General features: G+C 70.6%; 17 protein-coding genes. 7 read left to right on the top strand and 10 right to left on the bottom strand.

Annotated elements, in window-relative coordinates; genetic code table 11:
• Nucleotides 1-14 precede the first annotated feature (14 nt).
• From GXY15_05675 to GXY15_05665, 3 genes are all read left to right on the top strand, one after another.
• Nucleotides 15-1466, top strand: a complete 1452-nt coding sequence (locus GXY15_05675; GenBank protein ID NLV40700.1) for a DUF4080 domain-containing protein — start codon at nucleotides 15-17, stop codon at nucleotides 1464-1466.
• Between the two features lie 151 nt (nucleotides 1467-1617).
• On the top strand, nucleotides 1618-2232 hold the full coding sequence (locus GXY15_05670) for a hypothetical protein (GenBank protein ID NLV40699.1): 615 nt from the start codon (nucleotides 1618-1620) through the stop codon (nucleotides 2230-2232).
• 5 nt (nucleotides 2233-2237) lie between these two features.
• The gene (locus tag GXY15_05665) at nucleotides 2238-3356 is read left to right on the top strand and encodes a hypothetical protein (GenBank protein NLV40698.1); all 1119 of its coding nucleotides are present in this window, start codon (nucleotides 2238-2240) and stop codon (nucleotides 3354-3356) included.
• Between the two features lie 24 nt (nucleotides 3357-3380).
• Here the strand turns inward: GXY15_05665 and GXY15_05660 are convergent, their stop codons facing one another.
• Together GXY15_05660 and GXY15_05655 are read right to left on the bottom strand one after the other, a co-directional pair.
• Nucleotides 3381-3557: a hypothetical protein gene (locus GXY15_05660; GenBank protein ID NLV40697.1), complete on the bottom strand. Its 177-nt coding sequence runs from the start codon at nucleotides 3555-3557 to the stop codon at nucleotides 3381-3383.
• Between the two features lie 140 nt (nucleotides 3558-3697).
• Nucleotides 3698-4912 carry a phospholipase gene (locus GXY15_05655; protein ID NLV40696.1) on the bottom strand — a complete coding sequence of 405 codons (1215 nt, stop codon included), beginning with the start codon at nucleotides 4910-4912 and terminating at the stop codon, nucleotides 3698-3700.
• A 99-nt stretch (nucleotides 4913-5011) separates the two neighbouring features.
• Here GXY15_05655 and GXY15_05650 point away from each other — a divergent pair, with 99 nt between their 5' ends.
• On the top strand, nucleotides 5012-6262 hold the full coding sequence (locus GXY15_05650; protein NLV40695.1) for a Gfo/Idh/MocA family oxidoreductase: 1251 nt from the start codon (nucleotides 5012-5014) through the stop codon (nucleotides 6260-6262).
• Nucleotides 6263-6272: 10 nt separating this feature from the next.
• On the opposite strand, the gene GXY15_05645 is transcribed toward GXY15_05650, so the two are convergent.
• Nucleotides 6273-7589: a hypothetical protein gene (locus tag GXY15_05645; protein ID NLV40694.1), complete on the bottom strand. Its 1317-nt coding sequence runs from the start codon at nucleotides 7587-7589 to the stop codon at nucleotides 6273-6275.
• Nucleotides 7590-7903: 314 nt separating this feature from the next.
• On the opposite strand from GXY15_05645, the gene GXY15_05640 reads away from it, so the two are divergent.
• On the top strand, nucleotides 7904-9355 hold the full coding sequence (locus GXY15_05640) for an amidophosphoribosyltransferase (protein NLV40693.1): 1452 nt from the start codon (nucleotides 7904-7906) through the stop codon (nucleotides 9353-9355).
• A 16-nt stretch (nucleotides 9356-9371) separates the two neighbouring features.
• On the opposite strand, the gene rfaE2 is transcribed toward GXY15_05640, so the two are convergent.
• The gene (gene rfaE2 / locus GXY15_05635) at nucleotides 9372-10847 is read right to left on the bottom strand and encodes a D-glycero-beta-D-manno-heptose 1-phosphate adenylyltransferase (GenBank protein ID NLV40692.1); all 1476 of its coding nucleotides are present in this window, start codon (nucleotides 10845-10847) and stop codon (nucleotides 9372-9374) included.
• A 493-nt stretch (nucleotides 10848-11340) separates the two neighbouring features.
• On the opposite strand from rfaE2, the gene GXY15_05630 reads away from it, so the two are divergent.
• Nucleotides 11341-11619, top strand: a complete 279-nt coding sequence (locus GXY15_05630) for a histone H1-like repetitive region-containing protein (protein NLV40691.1) — start codon at nucleotides 11341-11343, stop codon at nucleotides 11617-11619.
• 194 nt (nucleotides 11620-11813) lie between these two features.
• Here GXY15_05630 and GXY15_05625 read toward each other — a convergent pair whose 3' ends face one another.
• The 6 genes from GXY15_05625 to surE all read right to left on the bottom strand — a co-directional run bounded on the left by GXY15_05625 (nucleotide 11814) and on the right by surE (nucleotide 18152).
• Nucleotides 11814-12755 carry an alpha/beta hydrolase gene (locus tag GXY15_05625; protein NLV40690.1) on the bottom strand — a complete coding sequence of 314 codons (942 nt, stop codon included), beginning with the start codon at nucleotides 12753-12755 and terminating at the stop codon, nucleotides 11814-11816.
• Complete coding sequence (locus tag GXY15_05620; GenBank protein ID NLV40689.1) at nucleotides 12752-13687, bottom strand: prolyl oligopeptidase family serine peptidase; 936 nt, start codon at nucleotides 13685-13687, stop codon at nucleotides 12752-12754. Before GXY15_05620 ends, GXY15_05625 begins: the two co-directional genes overlap by 4 nt.
• A 28-nt stretch (nucleotides 13688-13715) precedes the next feature.
• Nucleotides 13716-15254, bottom strand: a complete 1539-nt coding sequence (locus GXY15_05615; protein ID NLV40688.1) for a glycerol-3-phosphate dehydrogenase/oxidase — start codon at nucleotides 15252-15254, stop codon at nucleotides 13716-13718.
• 17 nt (nucleotides 15255-15271) lie between these two features.
• Nucleotides 15272-16318 carry an NAD(P)-binding protein gene (locus GXY15_05610; protein NLV40687.1) on the bottom strand — a complete coding sequence of 349 codons (1047 nt, stop codon included), beginning with the start codon at nucleotides 16316-16318 and terminating at the stop codon, nucleotides 15272-15274.
• Nucleotides 16319-16321: 3 nt separating this feature from the next.
• On the bottom strand, nucleotides 16322-17272 hold the full coding sequence (locus GXY15_05605; GenBank protein ID NLV40686.1) for a glucosamine-6-phosphate isomerase: 951 nt from the start codon (nucleotides 17270-17272) through the stop codon (nucleotides 16322-16324).
• A 118-nt stretch (nucleotides 17273-17390) separates the two neighbouring features.
• Nucleotides 17391-18152, bottom strand: coding sequence for a 5'/3'-nucleotidase SurE (gene surE, locus GXY15_05600; GenBank protein NLV40685.1), 762 nt, complete (start codon nucleotides 18150-18152; stop codon nucleotides 17391-17393).
• Between the two features lie 184 nt (nucleotides 18153-18336).
• On the opposite strand from surE, the gene GXY15_05595 reads away from it, so the two are divergent.
• On the top strand, nucleotides 18337-19053 hold the full coding sequence (locus GXY15_05595; protein ID NLV40684.1) for a class I SAM-dependent methyltransferase: 717 nt from the start codon (nucleotides 18337-18339) through the stop codon (nucleotides 19051-19053).
• Nucleotides 19054-19246 lie beyond the last annotated feature (193 nt).

Here is a 19246-nt window from a genome sequence, read left to right as displayed (position 1 = left end):
AGAGGCGGGAATCCATGACCGAAGTTCCCGGGGAAAACAGCATCGTCCTGGCCACCGTGGTGGCGCGGTATTCGCACACCGCGTTCGGGCAGCGCTGTGTCGCGGCCAACATGGGCCCGCTCCGCCCGCGCTGCCGGTGTTTCGAGTTCACGCAGGACGACGCCCCGGCGGACATGGCGGAGGCGATTCTGGCGTGCAACCCCGGCGTGGTCGGCCTGGGCGCCTACATCTGGAACGCCGACACGGTCCGCCGGCTGGCCCGCCTGCTGAAACGGCTGCGTCCGGCGCTGTGGGTCGTGGTGGGCGGGCCGGAAACCTGGTCGGACACGGCGGAGACGGACTACGCGGCGGACTATCTGGTGCGCGGCGAGGGTGAGGCGGCGTTCCCCGCGCTGTGCGTGAAACTGCTTAAGAACGCCCCGCCGCCGGGCCGGGTGATCACGCCGCCGCCGTGCGACCTGAACACCCTGGAGCTTCCTTACGCCGCCTGCACGGACGAGGACATCGCCCACCGGGTGCTGTATGTGGAGACGTCGCGGGGCTGCCTGGGCCGGTGCGCGTTCTGCGTGTCGGCGCGGGAGCACAAAATGCGCTTCTTCCCCCTGCCGCCGCTCTTCGCGGCCATGGGCGCGCTCCTCGCGCGGGGCGCGCGGCGCTTCAAGTTCGTGGACCGCACGTTCAACGCGCGGCTGGACCGCTTCCACGCCGTGCTGGAGTTTTTCCTGGAGCGGTGGCAGCCGGGCATGGAGCTGCATCTGGAGCTGCATCCCGAGCTGCTGTCGGACGCCATGGTGGAGATGCTCGCGCGGTTCCCGAGGAACGGCCTTCACCTCGAAGTGGGGGTCCAGAGCCTGTCCCCCGCCACCCTGGAAGCCGTCCACCGCCCCCAAAGCCCCGACCGGGCCCTGGCGGCCCTTCATACGCTCCGCAAGAACACCGGTGCCCGCATCCACGCGGACCTCATCGCCGGACTGCCCGGCGAGGGGCTGGCCGCCTTTGGCGAGGGGTTCGACCGGCTGCTTTCCACGGGCATCCCGGAAATCCAGGTGGGCATCCTGAAGTGCCTGCCCGGCTCGCCGATGGACCAGGCCCCGCCCGAGGGCGCACTGTTCTCGCCGGAGCCCCCCTACGAGGTGCTTGAGACAAAAGAACTCTCCTTTTTCACCCTTCAGCGGCTGAAGCGCTTTTCGCGCCATTTTGACCGGTACTTCAACTGCGGGGCCTTTCCGCGCACCATGGAACGGGTCTTCGCAACGAAGTCCTCCCCCTTCGAGGCCTTCCTGCTGCTCAGCGCGGAGACCTGGGAGGCGACCGGCAAGAGCTGGGGGCTCTCCATCGAGACCCGCGCCGCCTGCCTCCAGCGCTATCTTGAGGCGCACACTTCCCACGACGCCGAAGACATTGCCCGGGTGATTGCGGGCGACATCGCGCGCCGTCCCCGCAGTGTCCCCGGGGCGGACGTCTGATCCCCTCCCGCGCGCGCCGGTCAACTCTTGACAAAACCGCGCACCTGTAACACTTCCCGGGGCCGCCGGTATTGTGCGCAGAGGTTTTTTCCGGAACCGGCGCGGTTCGGTCCGGACAACTCAAGGCAAGCCAAGGAGTTATCCCACAGTCATGAGCATTACCGTGGAAGCCTATACCGGCGGGAACGAGGCGGCGAAGCAGCTGGAATACGAAATCTACCTGGAGGAAGGGTACATCGAGGCGAACGAGTACGGTGTGGTCCTGGAAAACGAGGACTACCCCGACTTTATCCACTTTGTGGCCAGTGAGAACGGCGTGCCCGTGGGGTCGCTGCGGCTGGTCACTGACCCGAAGCCCCGGCACGAGAGCATTTTCCGTCTGGCCTCCTTCACCCATTTCGGCATTGAGGACTGGGCGCGGGAGCTGTTGGCCCGGGCCGACCTGGCCTCTGTGGTGGAGGTCGGCACCATGGTGATCCGTCCGGGGCACCGGGGCGGCAAGGCCTACGCCGCGCTTTTCTCCAAAGCCCTGGAGTTCTGCATCATGAGCGGTCTCCGGTACGCGGTGAGCACCGTGGACGCCGGATTCCACGACCGGCTGCTGCGCCGGGGCATTCCCATGCGGCACATGGGGGAGCCGGAGTTCTACATGGGTTCCGAGACCATTCCGGTGATGGTGGACATCAGCGAACTGGCGCAGCGGGTGCTCGCGGCGCAGGCCGCGGCCGGCGCGTCCGCCGAGAACGCCCGCGCAATGGCCTCCTGACGCGGATGCCCTCCGAAGCCTTCTTCCAGAAGCGGCTGGAGCGCCTGCAAAAGCGCCATGGAGACACGTTCAGCGGCCTGGGTTGGGAAACCCGCACCCTGGACGACGCGCCGCTCCCCGAAATCTGCGCCCTCATCTCCGATGCCTGGGAGCGCGCCTACGGGCGGCGCGTCCGCATTGCCTACACCCCCTCCCTGCTGCGCCTGGCCCGCGCCTTCAGCGGCGCGCCCGGTCTGGTCACCCTCGCCCGGCGGGACGGCCGGGTGCGCGCCGTGGCTCTCGGCCTGCCCATGGCGGCGGACCTGCCGCCGGACGCCGGAGAGGTCACCATCACCACGGGCTTCTGCACCTCGGCGGAATATGAAAACTCGGGGCTGGTGGACGCCCTCCTGCTCCACCACGGGCTGAACTGCCTGCTGGCGGGGCACGCCTTCAGCCTGTACTGGCGGGCGGGCGGCGCGCCCGAGGCCGACCGCGACGCCCCCACGGCGCTGCGCGCCGCCACGGTGCCGCTGTATGCCAAGGCCCTCGACTGCGCCAGGGCCGCGCACCTGGGTGGCCTGTCGTTTTTTCAGGGGCTGGGGCTCCGCTGGATGACCTGGCGGCACCGTTCGGGCGGCGCGCCGCCTGCCGGGCTCGCCGTGGCCCGTCTGGAGGAGGAGGATATGGAGGAGGCCGCCGCCTTTCTGGAGCGGCACCAGCCGGGGGTCGGCCTGCGCCGCCGGTATGCCCCGGAACGCCTCGCGGCCTATGTGAACTGGAACGAGGACGGCCTCCGCGGCGCGGGCTGGACCGTCCGCCGCAACGGCCGCCTCGCCGGGGTGGTCTACGGCTATGCGAACCCCGTCGGCGGCGGGGATGCCTACTTCGCCGTGGACGGCGCGGTCTTCGCCCCGGAACTGGACCCCGCCGCCGTGGCGGCGGCCCTGTCCGCCGTCGAGGCGGCGGCGAGGGACCGTCTGGGCTGTTTCGCCGTCATGGCGCCCGCCAGCGCGTGCCGCGCGCCCCTGGGCCGCATGGGCTACCTGCCCGTGCGCACCTACCGCGTCGGCGCGATGGATTTCGGCTCCCCCGTCCCCGTGAACCCCGCCGCCGTGGCGGGCCTGCTCCTGGAGCTGCGCTGAGCCCGCCGCGCGCCCGTCAGGGAATCACCTGTCCCAGGGTGCCAGCAGGCCGTCGGCATGCAGCCGGCGGTGTGCGGTTTCCGCCACGACCCGCGCGCCCGCCATGATCAGCACAAAAAGGGCGCCCAGAAGGAAGGACAGTTTCCGTGTGCGCAGCGGCGGCGCCGTGCGCGGGGTCTGGATGTCTTGGCCGTCGCTCACCCGGCGATAACCCTCCTCACGGCCTGATGCCGTCGGGGGCAAGTATACACCCCGCGCCCCCCGCGGCCTCAAAATCGCCCGTGCCCAGGCTTCACGGCGTCCGGGCCTGGCGTGAATGAGTTCTGGGGTCATGCACCGCGTTACCGCCCTGCGGTCCCCGCCGCCGCGGCTGCCGCCACCACGCGGTCCATTTCGCGCAGGAAGGCCCCGGCAATGCCGGGGTCGTGGAGAATAAGCAGGTTCTCATCGTTGCGGGTTTCCGCGCTCCCGCTGAAGTTGTAGCTGCCCGCGGCGACGGCGGCCGCGTCCACGACGATCACCTTGTGGTGCATCGCGCCGGGGTTCCCGTCGAGCCAGACCTCCGCGCCCCGCGCGGCCAGCCACTCGTCGCGCGACGCCGCCGACCCCGCGCCGCGCCGCTCGAACACGCCGCGCACGGCCACCCCGGCGGCCAGCCGCTCCGCCATCGCCTCCGCCAGCCCCTTCGAGGTGAAGGAGAAGGCCATGAAGTCCACCCGGGTCCGCGCGCCGCGCACAAAGGCGCGCAGGGCCTCCGCCACCCCGTCGTCGGGCGAGAAGAGGCACTCGATCCGCGTGCCCCCCGCCGTGACCTCGCGGTGCGGCGTCGGCAGGCAGGGCCCCGCCCCGAACATTCGCCGGGTGAACATTTCGTCAAACTCGGCGGCGTAGTTCTCCGCCAGCTCCGGCGACGCCACCAGCAGCGCGTGGTTGTCGTTGCGGAAGAAGCCGTTCGCCGTCACGTTTACCGAGCCCGTCCACACGGTGCGCCCGTCTATCACGCAGAACTTGTCGTGCATGAGGCCCGAGCCGTTGTCGAAGACCACGGGCACCCCCGCCTCCCTCGCGCGCCGCAGGGGCGCGCGGTCGCGGTGGTCATATTCCGTGACCAGGGCGGTCCGCACCCCGCGCCGGTGCAGGTCCACCAGCACCTCCGCCGCCTCGGGCAGGTCCAGATCGTACCACGCGCAGAGCGCGGACTCCCGGGCCCCCGCCAACGCCCCCAGCAGGCGCGCGTGCGGCCCGGCGGGGTCCGCGCGGTCGGCGGGGAAGAAGAGCGTCTCGACCGCCTGCGGCCCGGCCGACGCGGGCGCAGGCGCGGGTGCCGTTGCGGGCGCGGGCGCGGGCGCGGGCGCGGGTGCCGTTGCGGGCGCGGGCGCGGGCGCCGGCGCGGGCGCAGGGGCGGAAACGGCGGTCAGCCGCCCCGCGGCGTGGGACAGGACGAGGACCAGCGCGCAGAAAAGCACGAGCCCGAAGAGCAGCCAGGCCCGGCGCCTGCGGCGGGAGACGGTTGTGAACGGCGCACCCATGGCCCCATCGTAGCAAAAACACCGCATGATCCCGGCGCGGGCCGCGCGGGTCTGTTTGCAAACCGCGGCGCGTTGTGGCATTCTGGACGGCGGTTTGCCCATCCCATCAACCCAAGGAGCACTGCCATGGACACCAAGCCGACCCGCCGTGATTTTCTGAAAGCCGCCTCCGTCGCCGGGAGCGCGGCGGTCGCGATGAGCGCGAAGAGCTACGCCCGCGTGGTGGGGGCGAATGACCGGATCGGCCTGGGCATGATCGGCTGCGGCGACCGGGGCCGGGGCGCCCACATGACGGGGGTGCACCCGCACGACAAGGCGCAGAACGTGGAGTTCCGCGCGGTGTGCGACGTGTGGAGCGTGGTGCGGGAGGAGGCGGCGAAGATGGCGAAGGACTGGTACGGCATCGAGGCAAAGCAGTACACCAACTACCAGGAACTGATCAACAACCCGGACGTGGACGCCGTGATGATCGCGTCGTGCGACCACCAGCACACGCGGCATCTGGAGGCCGCGGCGAAGGCGGGCAAGGACGCGTACTGCGAGAAGCCGCTCTCGATGGACATCGAGAGCCTGAACGTGGCCTACGACGCCGTGAAGGAGAGCGGGATCATCGTGCAGATCGGCACGCAGCTCCGCAGCCTGCCGAGCATGACGGGGGCGCGCGAGGTGTTCAAGACGGGCGTGCTCGGGAAGGTGGGGCGCGTCGAGCAGATGCGCAACGACCCGCGCCCCTACTGGTACAGCCGGGTGAAGGAGGCGAGGGAGCAGGACGTGGACTGGAAGGAGTTCCTCATGTACCGGCCCATGCGCCCGTACAACTCGGTCCACTTCACGGGGTGGTACGGCTACCGCGACTTCTCCGACGGCACGGTCCCCGGGTTCGGCAGCCATTTCATTGACCTGGTCCACTACATCACGGGGGCGAAGTTCCCCCACAGCGCCGTGGGCCTCGGCGGCACCTACACCTGGGACGACGAGTACAAGTTCACCTGCCCGGACCACGCCCAGGTGCTGTGGACCTATCCCGAGGGGTTCATGGTGTCCTACTCCACCAACTTCGGCAACGGCTCCGGGGACAGCTTCAAGATTTTCGGCAACGAGGCCAGCATGGACCTGGTGGACTGGGACAACCCCTTCGTCTACACCGACGGCGCGGGCAAGCCGGGGGTGAAGAACGAAGTCACCAAGGTTGAGCATGTGGAGATGCCGGACCACATGCTCGACTGGCTCCAGTGCCTGCGCACCCGCAAGACGCCCAACGCCTCCATGGACGCGGGCTACCAGCACGCCGTCGCGGTGGTCATGGCCATGATGGCCCTCGACTCCGGGAAGCGGATGGTCTTCGACCCCGAAAAGCGCGAGGTCCGCGAGGGCTGAACCCGGGGCCTCACGAATACGTGAAGTGGGCCGTGGCGCGGCAGGCCTTGTCGGCGCGCACGCGGACCCAGTGCGCGGAGAACCCGTCCGGGAACTCGTGGTGGGCGTAGCCCCCCGCGGGCACCTCGAAGGTTTCGTAGCGCGCCCAGGTTCCGTTGCCCAGGAAGTCCACCTCGACGGTGAAGCGGACGGTCTCCGCCGCGCCGTGGGTGAGGTGGAGGCACTTCTTGTCGAAGCCCGTCATGAGGTACGGGTCCGAAGGCGTGTCCGCCGCCACCTCCGTGTCCCACCACGGGCCGCCCCATCCGGCGGGCTTGCCCATGCGCCACAGGTCGTCAATGTTCCCGAACCACAGGCCCGACTGCGGCTGGCCGACGGCGTTGTCCGTCTGGTCGCCGGCCATCGTGAACAGGCCGCGCCAGAAGCAGAAGTCGGGCACGATGCGCAGGTGCGCGCAGATGGGGCGCACGCCCCACACCTTCCCGCCGTAGACCAGCGGGGGCAGCTCATAGAAGAGGCCGTGCAGGTCCATGAGGTAGCGCTCCGTCTGCGCCTCGCGGATGCGCATCCACTCGGTGTTCCAGGTGTGGTCGAAGGACTGGCTTCCCTTCGGCAGGCGGTAACGCGTCCACTGGCCGTCGTGCAGCACGCGCAGGATGGCCGACGCCCGGTCCCAGCCCGCGGCGTAGAGCGTGTTGCCGTAGCGCCCCCCGGCTGCGGGGTTCTGCTTGCCCGACACCTCCACGAAGGGGTTGCGCTCCAGCACGGTCCAGGCGGCGCCGTCCCACTCGGCGAGGCAGCCCGCCGCCCGTTCCCCGAGATACTCCGGCTCCTCGTAGGTGTTGTTGGCCACGACGAGGCGGCCCTGGGCCGAGTGGGCGCCCTTGAAATGCGGCTGGCCGCCGATCTCCAGCTCCTTCACGAGGTCGGCCAGCCGCGTGGTTTCCAGCGTGGCCAGGTCGGTCTCGAACAGCAGCCCCTCCATGGTGAGGAAGTAGGCCATCGTTTCGGGGTGTTTCAGGTGGCGGGCCGTGGCGGTGAGGCGGTGGCCCCTGAGGGCGTCCACGGTGCGCACCGTGCCGTCCGCGGCGATGACGTGCGGGCCGATGACCGCCTGTTTCGTCTCCCAGTGGACCATGCGGTTGGCGAAGGTGCCCGTCACCGCCCCGGGGTGGAGCCGCATGGTCATGTCGTCGCGGATCTCGTAGAGGCCGATGCCCTCGCCCTTGATGTGGGCCACATAGCCGACGGCCCACAGCCGGTCGGCCCAGGGGATGAGCGCGCCGATGCCCGTCTCGCTGGCGCTGCCCGCCCCGGGGGCGAACACAGTGAGGGCGGGAAACACGCCGCCGATCCGCACGGACGGGGCGGGGGCGTCGGCGCCGGCGGCCAGGACGGCCAGCAGCAAGAGGCAGGCGGGGGCGGGCATGGTCGTTCCTCCGGTTCGCCGGCGCGCGGCGGCAAAGGCATTCTGCCCGTCCTCCCGCCATGCGCGCAAATGGCCGCCGCCGGGCGCGGGCGGCGCATCCGGCAGTTTTTCCGTTGCGGCGGGGGGGGGGGCTTCTGTACCATTGCCCCGGCGCGCGTTGCCGGACCGGCGGGGCGCACAGACCGTCCCCCAACCAGCGGGAGTTCAGTCTCATGGGCGGATTCTTCGGCGTCGTCTCGGCGGACGACTGCACCAGCGACCTTTTCTACGGCACGGATTTCCACTCGCACCTGGGGACCTACCGCGGCGGACTGGCGGTGCTGGACCGGGAGACGGGCTTCGACCGGCGCATCCACGACATCAGCACGGCGCAGTTCCGGTCGAAGTTTGAGGATGACATCGTGAAGATGCGGGGGCACGCGGGGGTGGGCGTGATCAGCGACACGGACTCGCAGCCCCTGCTGATCGGGTCGCATCTGGGCCCCTACGCGCTGGTCACGGTGGGGCGGATCAACAATCTGGCGGACCTGGCGTCGCTGGCGTTCTCCAAGTGGACGACGCATTTCTCGGAGATGAGCGGCGGGGGCATCAACCCGACGGAGCTGGTGGCGACGCTGATCAACCAGGGGGCCACCTTTGAGGAGGGCATCCAGATCGCGCAGGGCGCGGTGGACGGGTCGCTCTCGCTGCTGCTGCTGACGGAAAAGGGGGTGCTCTACGCCGCGCGCGACCGCTACGGCCGCACCGCGGTGGCCGTCGGCGCCAAGCAGGGCGCGCATGCCGCGGCCATGGAGACCACGGCCTTCCCCAACCTGGACTACGAGACGGAGCGTTTCCTGGGCCCCGGCGAGGTGGTGCGCATCACCGCGGAGGGCGTGGAGACCCGCGTCGCCCCCGGCGACGACCTGCGCATCTGCACCTTCCTCTGGGTCTACTACGGGTTCCCGGCGTCGTCCTACGAGGGGGTGAGCGCCGAGGCCATGCGCTACCGCTCGGGCGCCGCGCTGGCGCGGCGGGACACGGTGGAGGCGGACGTGGCGGCGGGCATCCCCGACTCGGGCACCGGCCACGCCATCGGCTACGCGAACGAGAAGAAGATCCCCTACGGGCGGCCCTTCGCCAAATACACGCCGACCTGGCCGCGCAGTTTCATGCCGCAGACCCAGGCGACGCGCGACCTGGTGGCGCGGATGAAACTGATCCCCATCCGCGAGCTGATCCAGGGCCGGCGCATCGTCTTCTGCGACGACTCGATCGTGCGCGGCACGCAGCTCAAGGACACGATCCAGCGGCTCTACGACGTGGGGGCGCTGGAGGTCCACATGCGCCCCGCCTGCCCGCCGCTGGTGCACGGCTGCCGCTTCCTCAACTTCTCCCGGTCGAAGTCGGAGATGGACCTCGCCGGGCGCCGCGCCGTGAAGGAGCTGGAGGGCGAGTCGGACCGGCATCTGGACGAGTACGCCGACCCGGACTCCGACCGCCACCAGGCGATGGTCGAGCGCATCCGCACGCGCCTGTCGCTCACGACGCTCCAGTACCAGCGGCTGGACGACATGGTGGAGGCGACCACCCTGCCGAGGGAGAGCCTCTGCACCTACTGCTGGGACGCCTGCGAGGGCGGCTGCAGGCGCGAGGGCTTCGGCGAGACGGGAAAGCTGCTCTGACCCGCGGCGCGGGCCGTCAGGGTTTCCCGGATATCTTGTTGATGAGGCCCGTGGTGGACTTCCCCTCGCGGCCGGGGATGATGGCGATGGACCCGCCGTAGGCCTCCACGGCGCGGCGCTCCTCCTGCACAATGGTATCCAGCGTGTAGTCGCCGCCCTTCGCGTAGACGTCGGGCCGCAGCGTCTCGATCAGGCGCAGGGGCGACGGGTCGCCGAAGAGCACCACGTAGTCCACGCACTCCAGCGCCGACAGCACGAGCGCGCGGTCCATCTCGTTCACCACGGGGCGCTCCGGCCCCTTGAGCGCGCGCACCGACGCGTCCGTGTTGAGCCCGACCACCATCGCGTCGCCGCACGCGCGCGCGCTGAGCAGGTAGGAGATGTGCCCGGCGTGCAGCAGGTCGAAGCAGCCGTTGGTCCACACCACCCGTTTGCCGTCGCGCCGCAGGCGCTCCACCACGCCGCGCAGCTGGTCCACCGACTTGAGCTTCTCCGGACCCTCCGGGCCGAGCACGGCGTCGCGCAGCTCGTCGTTGGACACGGTGACCACGCCGGGCTGCGCCACGGCGATGCCCGCGGCGAGATTGCCCAGCACGGCCGCGTCGCGCAGCGATCCGCCCGCGGCGAGGGTGAGCACGATCGCCGCGGCCACGGTGTCGCCCGCGCCGGTGACGTCCACCGCGCGCACCGGGCGGATGGGCACCGTCTCCACGGAGCCGCCGGCGGCGAACACGGTGATGCCTTCGGGGCCGCGCGTGACCATGGCGTTCTTCGCGCGCGTGGTGAGGAAGCGCCCCGCCCGCATCAGCGACGCCTCGTCCACCACGTCAATGCCCGCGGCGAGCCCGGCCTCGCGGTCGTTCGGCTTGATCACGTCCACGCCGGCGAAGTATCCGGCGCGGGCGCGCGAGTCGGCGACCGTTTTCAGCGAGAACTTCTCCGCGCACTCCATGATGGCCGCGTACACCGCGTCGGAGACCGTGGCCGACACCTGGTCGCCGATGAGGACCGCGTCCACCTCCGGCGCGAGCCGGCGTATCTGCGCGATGACGGCGGCTTCGGCGCCGCCCGACACCATGCGGGGCTTCGGCGTGTCCGTGCGCAGCACCTCCTGCATGGGGATGTTGTGCCCGCCGGCCTTCAGCTTTCCGTAGGTGTTCGTGGCGCGCGAGGGGTCGGTGACAATGCCCGACGTGTCCACGCCGCGCTCCTCAAAGGCGCGCCGCACAATGCCCGCGTTCACATCGTCGCCCACCACGCCGACCATGGTGACCCGGCCGCCGAGCGATGCGGCGTTGCACGCGGCGTTGCCCGCGGCGCCGGGGTTGTGCCTTTTCTCATGCACCTCGAAGACGGGGATGGGCGCCTCGAGGCTCACCTCCGTCACGGAGCCGAAGATGTTCTCGTCGAGGTAGATGTCGCCCACCGCCATCACGCGCACGCTCCTGAAGCGCTCAAGCAGTTCGCCGTGCCGTTGACTGTCTTCCGTCATCGCGGGTTCCTTTCGTCCTCTGCGGTGATCTCCGCAGACGCGCACATGGTACCCAATCGGCCGCGGCCGAATAAAGCGCCGCCGCGCGCCCGCAAAAAAAAGAAAAAAAGTTTGGCTTGACGCTTGATTTTTTCCTCTTTGTTTGCTACACATTCGGCGTCACAGTTGAATCAAGTTTCCGGGTTGTTCAACGCGGACCATTTTTTTCGACGGCGCGCGCGGAAAAAAATGCAACGAAGAACTCTTTATCGTGTGGCCTGACCAACAAGCGGACACGTCGGAGTCAAGGGGCGCCGCGCTTGCGGAAGACGCGGCGGCCCCTTCCAGCCCGGAGCCTTTTCCCACGCCTTTTGCGGATGCGCAGCGCATCTGTGGAAGTGCGCCGTTCATGGTGTGCATGAACGGCGGGCGCATCGCGGACCTGTTGTCCGGGATGACGCCTCCGCGCGGTGCGGAAGAGAGACGAGGTCGTTCAAGACAGGAGGAACGAGCAATGGCGGATGTGAAAAAAGCGGCGGCGAAGAAGCCTGCGGCGAAGAAGCCTGCGGCGAAGAAGCCCGCGGCGAAGAAGGCTGTCGCGAAGAAGCCTGCGGCGAAGAAGCCGGCCGCGAAGAAGGCTGTCGCGAAGAAGCCGGCCGCGAAGAAGCCCGCGGTGAAGAAGGCCGTCGCGAAGAAGCCGGCCGCCGCGAAGAAGCCGGCGGTGAAGAAGGCCGCCGCGAAGAAGCCGGCCGCGAAGAAGCCGGCCGCGAAAAAGGCCGTCGCGAAGAAGTAATCTCCCACAGCCAGGCGCTCCCGGGCCCGCGCGGCACGGGAGGTAAGTCCCGCGCGACAACGCCCGTGCCTTTGTTTTCGGGGCCTGCCGAAAGACACCCTTCCGGAGACAAGGCATGGGCGTTTTGTCGTTGGAGCGCCTTGGGGGTGAGATGCGGCGTTTTCAAAAGGGTCGTGCGCGGGCGCCGGGGCGGGTCAGCGCAGGCGGGCGGCGAGCCACGCGGCCGCCTTGGCGCATTCGGCGCCGGCGTCCGGCCAGGGATGGCCGCCGCCCGGACGCACCAGCACGTCGGCGACACCGCCGGCCGCGCGCAGCGCGTCCGCCAGCCGCAGCGACTGCACAAGGGGCACCACGGGGTCCGCGTCGCCGTGGACCAGCAGGAAGGGCGGCGGCGCCTGCCCGGGATGGCGCGCGCGGAACGATGCGGCCGCGTGAACGGGCGAGAGTTCGCGCATCCGCTCTGTCACCTCCTCCGGCGTCCTTCCCCGCAGGCCTCCGTGAAAGAGCATCTCCTCCCACGCGATGCCCTGCCGCGCGGCCTCCAGGGAGGCGTCCCCCCGGAACAGCCCCTCGAGGTCCGACGGCGCGAAGAAGGCCGCGACGGCGGCGACCGACGAGTCGTGCCTGCGGTGGGGCTCGCGGGCCGCGGGGCGGCCCTTCTGCGGCGACAGCGCGGCGAGCGCGGCGAGGTGCCCGCCCGCCGAGGTGCCCGCGAGGGCGAGGCGGCCGGGGTCCACGCCCCACTCCCCCGCGTGGTGGCGCACATGGCGCACCGCCGCGTGCACATGCAGGACGAGGTCCCTCCCCTCGAAGAGGCGCGCGGCGCCGGGCGACGCCGCAAAGACCGTGAATCCCGCGCCGCACAGGGCGTCGCACAGGCCGAAGCCCACATGCTCGTTGAGCGCGATCCGGTCGGAGCGCCAGCCGCTGCTGATGACGTCCACCACGCCGAGGCCGTTCGACGGGCCCTCCGGCTGGAACACGTCCATCACCAGCGCGACGCCGAGGGCCTCGGCGTAGACGCGGTTGCGCGCGCGGCGGAAATGCCCCGGGGTCTTCGGGCGCGCGTGCAGCAGCGCCCCCGGCCGGTGCAGCATCTCGACAGGATGCTCCCCGTCGTCCCGCGTCTCCGTCATTGCGCGCCCGCCAGCTGCTTGTCGAGCCAGTCGGTGATGAGGATGATCTCCTCGGTGATGGTGAGCCAGAAATGCCCGCCGTCCTGCTTCACCACCAGCTCCGCGCCGTTCCCGGCGTCCTTGAGCGCCTTCACCATCTGCTCCGACTGGTCCAGCGGCACGATGGGGTCCGAGTCGCCGTGGATGAGCAGCGCGGGCGGCAGGCCGGGCTTCACCTGGAGCGCGGGGGACAGCTCCCTGAGGCGCGCGTCAATCTCGGCCTCCGTCCTCCCCGCCACGCCGCCGTTGAACAGCAGCCCCGGCTCGCTGGTAATGGGCGCCCTGCCGCCGCCCCAGTTCAGGAAATGGGTCGGCGGGAAAAACACCGCCACCGCCGCGATGCGCGTGCTGAAACGGAGCAGCGGGTCCTCCGCCTTCGGATCGCCGGGCTCTTCCCTCACCATTGAGAGCAGCGTGAGGTGCCCGCCCGCCGACGCGCCCACCATGCCGATGCGGTCGGGGTTGATCCCGTACTCCGCCGCGTGGGCCTTCACCCAGCGCACGCCGCGCTGGAGGTTCCCGGTGATTTCCAGGCCGTCGAACTCCGGCACCGACCCCACGCGCACGGCGAAGACGGTGTAGCCGCGCGCGCACACGACGTCGAACATGCCGGCGGCCGCGTGCTCGTTCTCCCGCGCGGGGCTGCTGTTCCACCCGCCGCTGATCACGTCAATGACGGCGAGGCCCTTCCCCGTGTCGCCGGGCTTGTAGAGCGGGTTGCGGTTCTGTCCGGTCGGTTTGTAGACGTTCAGCAGCAGGGGGACGCCCCTGGCCTCCCCGTACTGCACGTCCTTCACCAGTTCGTAGGGTTTGCCCTGCGCGGCGGCGAACCCCGCCGCAAGCAGCGCGGCGGCCGCCGCGAGCACCTGGCAAAGACGCGTGGGGGCTTTCATGTCGCCGGTCTCCGTGGTTGTCGGGCGGTCAGAGGCGGTAGACCGCCGCGGTTTCCTCAAAGGCGCGCGCCTGCGCGGCCTGCCAGGCGGCGTCGCGGCCCAGCTCCTTCGCGAGGATCGCCGCCACGCGCGGGGCCGCCTCCACGCTGGCCGCCGCGTTGAACAGCAGGCAGCGCGTGCGTCGGGAGAGGACGTCCTCCACCGTGCGGGCCATCTCATGGCGCGCGGCCCAGATGACCTCGGCCTCGATGGTCTCGAGGTCCGGGTGAAGCTGCTCGGCGTTCTGCGGCGACTCCCGCACGAGGTTGAGGACCGAGAGCGCGTCGGCGCCGTAGACGGCGAGCTCGCCGAACTCCTCCGCGCGCTCGACGTGGCCGTGGATGCGCAGGGTCTTCGTGGCGCAGGGGGGCGGGTCGAGGCGCGCGATGGTCGCCGCCTGGTCCACCGTGTCCTCCGCCATCTTCCGGTAGGTGGTCCACTTGCCGCCCGTGATGGTCACGAGCCCGCTGCGCGAGATGTGCAGCGTGTGGTCGCGCGAGAGCGCCGCCGTGGTGGCCGCGTCGCCCGCCGCCAGCGGGCGGATGCCCGCGAAGACGCTCAGCACGTCGTCCCGGCCGGGGTCGCGGGTGAGGTAGCGCGCCGCGTGGCTCAGCAGGAACTCCACCTCCTGGTCCTGGGCGCGCGGCTCGCCGGGCAGGTCGTCAATGGGCGTGTCCGTCGTGCCGACCAGCGTGCGCCCGCGCCAGGGGATGGCGAAGAGCACGCGCCCGTCGTCGGTGTGCGGCACCATGATGGCGCTGTCGCCGGGGAGGAAGGACCGGTCGAGGATGATGTGCACGCCCTGGCTCGGGCGGATCATGGGCGCCGCGTCCGGCTCGTCGAGGCGGCGCACGCCGTCCACGAAGGGCCCCGCCGCGTTGATGACCGCGCGCGCGCGCACCGTGTGCTCCTCGCCGGTCTCGCGGTCGCGCAGCACGGCGCCGCAGACGAGGTCGTCCCGCCGCAGGATGCGCACGGCCTCCATGTAATTGACCGCCGCGGCGCCGTGCTCCGCGGCCGTCTGCACGAGGTTGATGAGGAGCCGGGAGTCGTCGAACTGGCCGTCGTAGTAGACCACGCCGCCGCGCAGGCCCTCGGTCTCGATGGTGGGGATGCGCTCCAGGGTCTTCTCCACCGACAGGTTCCGCGACGGCCCGAAGCCGTGCTTTCCCGCGAGGAGGTCATAGATGCGCAGGCCGATGCCGTAGAAGGGCGCCTCCCACCAGGTGTAGTTCGGCACGACAAAGGGGAGGTCGTGCACGAGGTGCGGCGCGTTGTCCCGCAGGATGCCGCGCTCCTTCAGCGCCTCCATCACCAGGGAGATGTTGCCCTGCTGGAGGTAGCGCACCCCGCCGTGCACCAGTTTCGTGCTGCGGCTCGACGTGCCCTTGCCGAAGTCGCCGCGGTCCACCAGCAGCACGCTGAGTCCGCGCGACGCCGCGTCCACCGCCACCCCGGCGCCGGTCGCGCCGCCGCCGATGACGAGGAAGTCCCATTCGGTCCCGGTGTCGGCCGCGCGCGCGGCCATCTCTTCCCTGGTAAAGCTCATGGTGTGTCGTTCTCCCCGGAGAGCCGCGCGGCCAGCGCGCGCGCGGCCGACCGGCCCGAGAGCACGGCGCCCTCGAGACGGCGGCCGCCGAACGCGTCCCCGGCGAAGCACAGGGGCGCGCGGCAGTCCAGATAGTAATGCATGGTCGGCAGCACGGCGGCCGGCGCGCTGTAGCGCCAGCGGTATCCCTGCACCTGCGCGGCCCTGGCGGCCAGATGCGGCCGCACGGCGTCCAGGAGCGCCTGGGCGGCCTCCTGCGGCGAAAGGTCCAGGTGCGCCTCGGACCAGTCGTGCGTCGCGTGGATGGTCACCGCGTGGGCCTTCGAGACGCCCTTGATCCGGTTGTCGGCCACCCACGCGGCGGGGCCCTCGTCCATCCGCAGCGCGCCGGGGCCCGGCAGGCCGCTGGGACCGTCGAGCACGGCCATCGCGGTGAAGCAGGGGAAATAGCGGGCCCCCGCGACCGGCGCGAGCAGCGCGCCGAAGCGCCAGGTGTTCTCGTCGTTGATCAGGCGCAGCGCCAGCGGCAGCGGCATCGTCAGCAGCAGCGCGTCCGCGCGCACCGCCGGGCCCTCCTCCATCTCCATGTCCCAGTACCCGCGCGCCTCCGTGATCCGCTTGACCCGCCGGTCAAAGCGCACGTCCACCCCCTCCGCCAGTGTCTCCGCCACCCCCGACATGCCGTCCGCCCCGATGTACCGGGGAAAGCCCGGCTGCTCGGCCACGCCGTCCAGCGAGGGGAAGCTGCGCGTCCACTCGCGCGCGACGCCGCGCGCCGTCCACTCGCCCACAAGCTGCTGAAACTCCGCGCTGCGCGCCGTGAAAAACTGCGCGCCGTAGTCGAACACGGCGTCTCCGGCCGTGCGCGTGGCGCAGCGGCCGCCCACGCGGGCGCCCTTCTCAAACACGACGCACTCCAGCCCGAGGGACTGGAGCAGGCGCGCCGCCGCGAGGCCGGTCACGCCGGCCCCCGCCACCACGACGGGGTACCGCTCGTCAAAGCGCTTCTCGGGGCGCCTGCCGTATGCGCGGGAAATGACCACCGATCAGTTGCACTCCGGCTCAAGCGGCCCCGCCAGCTCCTGAAGGAAGAAGAGCCGCCCGGGCAGGGTCGGCATGAACGTGCTGGGAATCCACGGCGTCGGCTCGTGGTGCAGCGTCGCCCACAGCGACATGCCCTGCCACATCATGCCGCGGCCCAGCGCGCCGTCCGCCCCGCCGATGCACCGGTCGGACTGGAGGAAGAGGCCCGGGCCGACGGTGTTCGCCGTCGCGGGCACCAGCGTGGTCCGGCTCTTGAAGCTCGTGATCGCGTTCTGCTCGATGGTCAGCGGGCAGAGCCGCGCGCCCAGCCGGTGGGTCGCCTTCTTCCACGCCGCCACCGAGGCGTACTCCTTCGCAAAGTGCGGCTCCCAGAAGGCAATGTGGCACGCGCGCCCGATGCCGTACACCGTGACCAGCCGCGCGCCCTTCGCGCGCAGTGCGGCGATGGCGTCCGCGTATTTCGGCAGCGAGGTCTTCGTCGCGAAGTGCCGCTGGTTCTTCGGCGCGGACAGTTTGCCCAGGGGGCCGTAAAAGGCCTGCTCCATGGCGTTCTGGAACGCCCCGGGGTCCTTCGCCGGCAGCGTGTTGCCCTTCGCGTCGCTCCACTCGTCCATGTTGAAGCCGTGGACATGGCGGCAGTCCACGTTCCACTCCTTCAGGAAATACACCGCCCAGCGGTACATGCCCATGGGGCCCACGGGCAGGATGAAGAGGATCTGTCTGCCCGCCTTCTTCGCCTGGGCGATCTCCCACGCGATCTCGTGGCCCATCATCATGTCGAAGTCCGCCAGGGACGCGCAGGGAACCGCCTCAAACTTTTTGCTCCACCACTTCTCCGCCTTCGCCAGGGTCTCCGGCTTGCGCCCGCACAGGGCGTCCAGCTTCGCCAAGTCCCATCCCTCCGGGAAGAACCCCTCCAGCAGCGAACCCTTGATCGTGCTCATCAGCGTGATGGACATGCCCTGTTCTCCTGTCATGTTGCGGGGCGGCCGCCCCGTGGTTGCCCGGAAACGCGTGCATGGCCGTGTATGGTACCCCCCCGGCACCGGGAAAATCACGCCCGCCGCCGGTTCAGGCGTCCGGGCCGCCCAGCATCGCCGCGAGGTCCGGCAGGGCGGCGTGGGCCGTGAGGTCGCGCTGCAGGGGTGTCACGCTCACCATGCCGCGTCCAACGGCCTCGAAATCCGTGCCCGTTTCCGGGTAGTGGTCGGGCTGGGCGCCGCCGATCCAGTAGTAGCGTCCGCCGCGCGGGTCCTCGCGCTCGACGATCTCATCCTGGTAGTTGCGGCGGCCCATGCGCGTGGCGGCGACGCCGCCGATCTGGTCCCCGGGGAGGTCGGGGATGTTCACGTTGAGCATGACCCCGGCGGGCAGCCCCCGCGCCAGCACCCGCGCCGCCAGCCGCGCCGCCACGGCGGCGGACGCATCGTAGTGCTCCGGCGCGTGGGCGGTGTTGGAGACCGCCAGCGAGGGAATCCCCAGCAGCATGCCCTCGTAGGCCCCCGCCACGGTGCCGGAATAGGTCACATCGTCGCCCAGGTTCGCGCCCGAGTTGATCCCGCTCACCACCAGCGACGGCCGCCGGGGCAGCAGCCCGCGCACGGCCAGCATGACGCAGTCCGTCGGGGTGCCGTCCACCATGCGCCGCCGCTCCCCCGCCTCCGTCACGCGCAGGGGCGTGTGCAGCGACACGGCATGGCCCACGGCGCTGCGCTGGCGGTCGGGGGCGTAGACATGCACCTCGCCCAGGGGCGCCAGCGCGGCGGCCAGCGCCGCCAGGCCCGGCGCGCCGATGCCGTCGTCGTTTGTCACCAGAATGAGCGGGGAAACCATGGAAAAACCTCGCGATCAAGGTCCTTTGGAAACGGCCCCCCAGTGTAGCCGCCGCGCCCCGCCCCGCGCAACCGGCACACGGACGCGGAACGCCCCAGGATGCGCGCGGGCGGGGAGGGTGCGGTACAATGGGCCGCCCCCGCGCCCGGGGGCGCGCCGCGCGCGCGGCCGGAGGAGCCCCAACATGACAGAAAAAGACTGGCTGTGGGATGAAATGCGCCAGGTGGGGACGGACTATGCGGACCTCGCCGAGGTGGAGGCCTATGACGCCCGCATGGGTGCCTTCCGCGACATTGACGGCGAGAACCGGGAGACGCTGGACATGCTCGCCCTGGTTCCCGGGGCCGCCGTGCTTGAGATCGGCTGCGGCACGGGGCGGTTTGCCCGGGCGGCGGCTGCGGCGGGAATGGCCGTCACGGCGGTGGACGTCTCCGCCGTCATGCTCGACTACGTGCGGCGGAAGGCCGCCGACGCGGGAACTACCGTCGCCACCCGCCACGCCGGATTCCTGACCATGGACCTGCCGGACGGCGCCTTCGACGGCGCCGTCTCCGGCCTGGCGCTGCACCATCTGCCCGACCTGTGGAAGCTGGCGGCCCTGCGCAACGTCGCGCGCGCGCTCAAGCCGGGGGGAAGATTTGTCCTCCGGGATGTGGTGTTCGCCCCCGCCGCCGACGAGGCGCCCGAGCCCCATTTTGAGCGCTTCGCCGCGTCCCTCCCGGAAATGCGGATTCCCGCCGCGCGGCACGTGGCCCAAGAGTTCAGCACCTACGACTGGATCATGGAGGGCCTCCTGCGAAGGGCGGGGTTTGACATTGTCTCGCAGGCCGTCCCCGCCGAGAGTCTTGCTGTCTACCTCTGCCGGAAAAGGCAGGAGGCGTGGAGGCCCGTCCCGGCCTGACCGCCGGATAAGACCTGCTAAGAAAGTACCGGGTTCGCTGGAGAGGCCGCGCCCCTGGGATCGCCAAGCTTCCCCTTGGCTTTCGGGGAAATACGGATCGAACAGGCCCGCGCGGAAGAACCCAAGAGGCCAAGCTGGAGCTTGGCGATCCCAGGGGGCGCGCGGTTTGGGCGATGGAGGGAGCCGAAGCCGT

Source organism: Candidatus Hydrogenedentota bacterium, assembly GCA_012730045.1.
In the GTDB taxonomy this organism is placed as follows: Bacteria; Hydrogenedentota; Hydrogenedentia; order Hydrogenedentales; family CAITNO01; genus JAAYBR01.
Note: the sequence above shows the minus strand (reverse complement) of the source record. Positions and strands in the feature narration are given on the sequence as shown.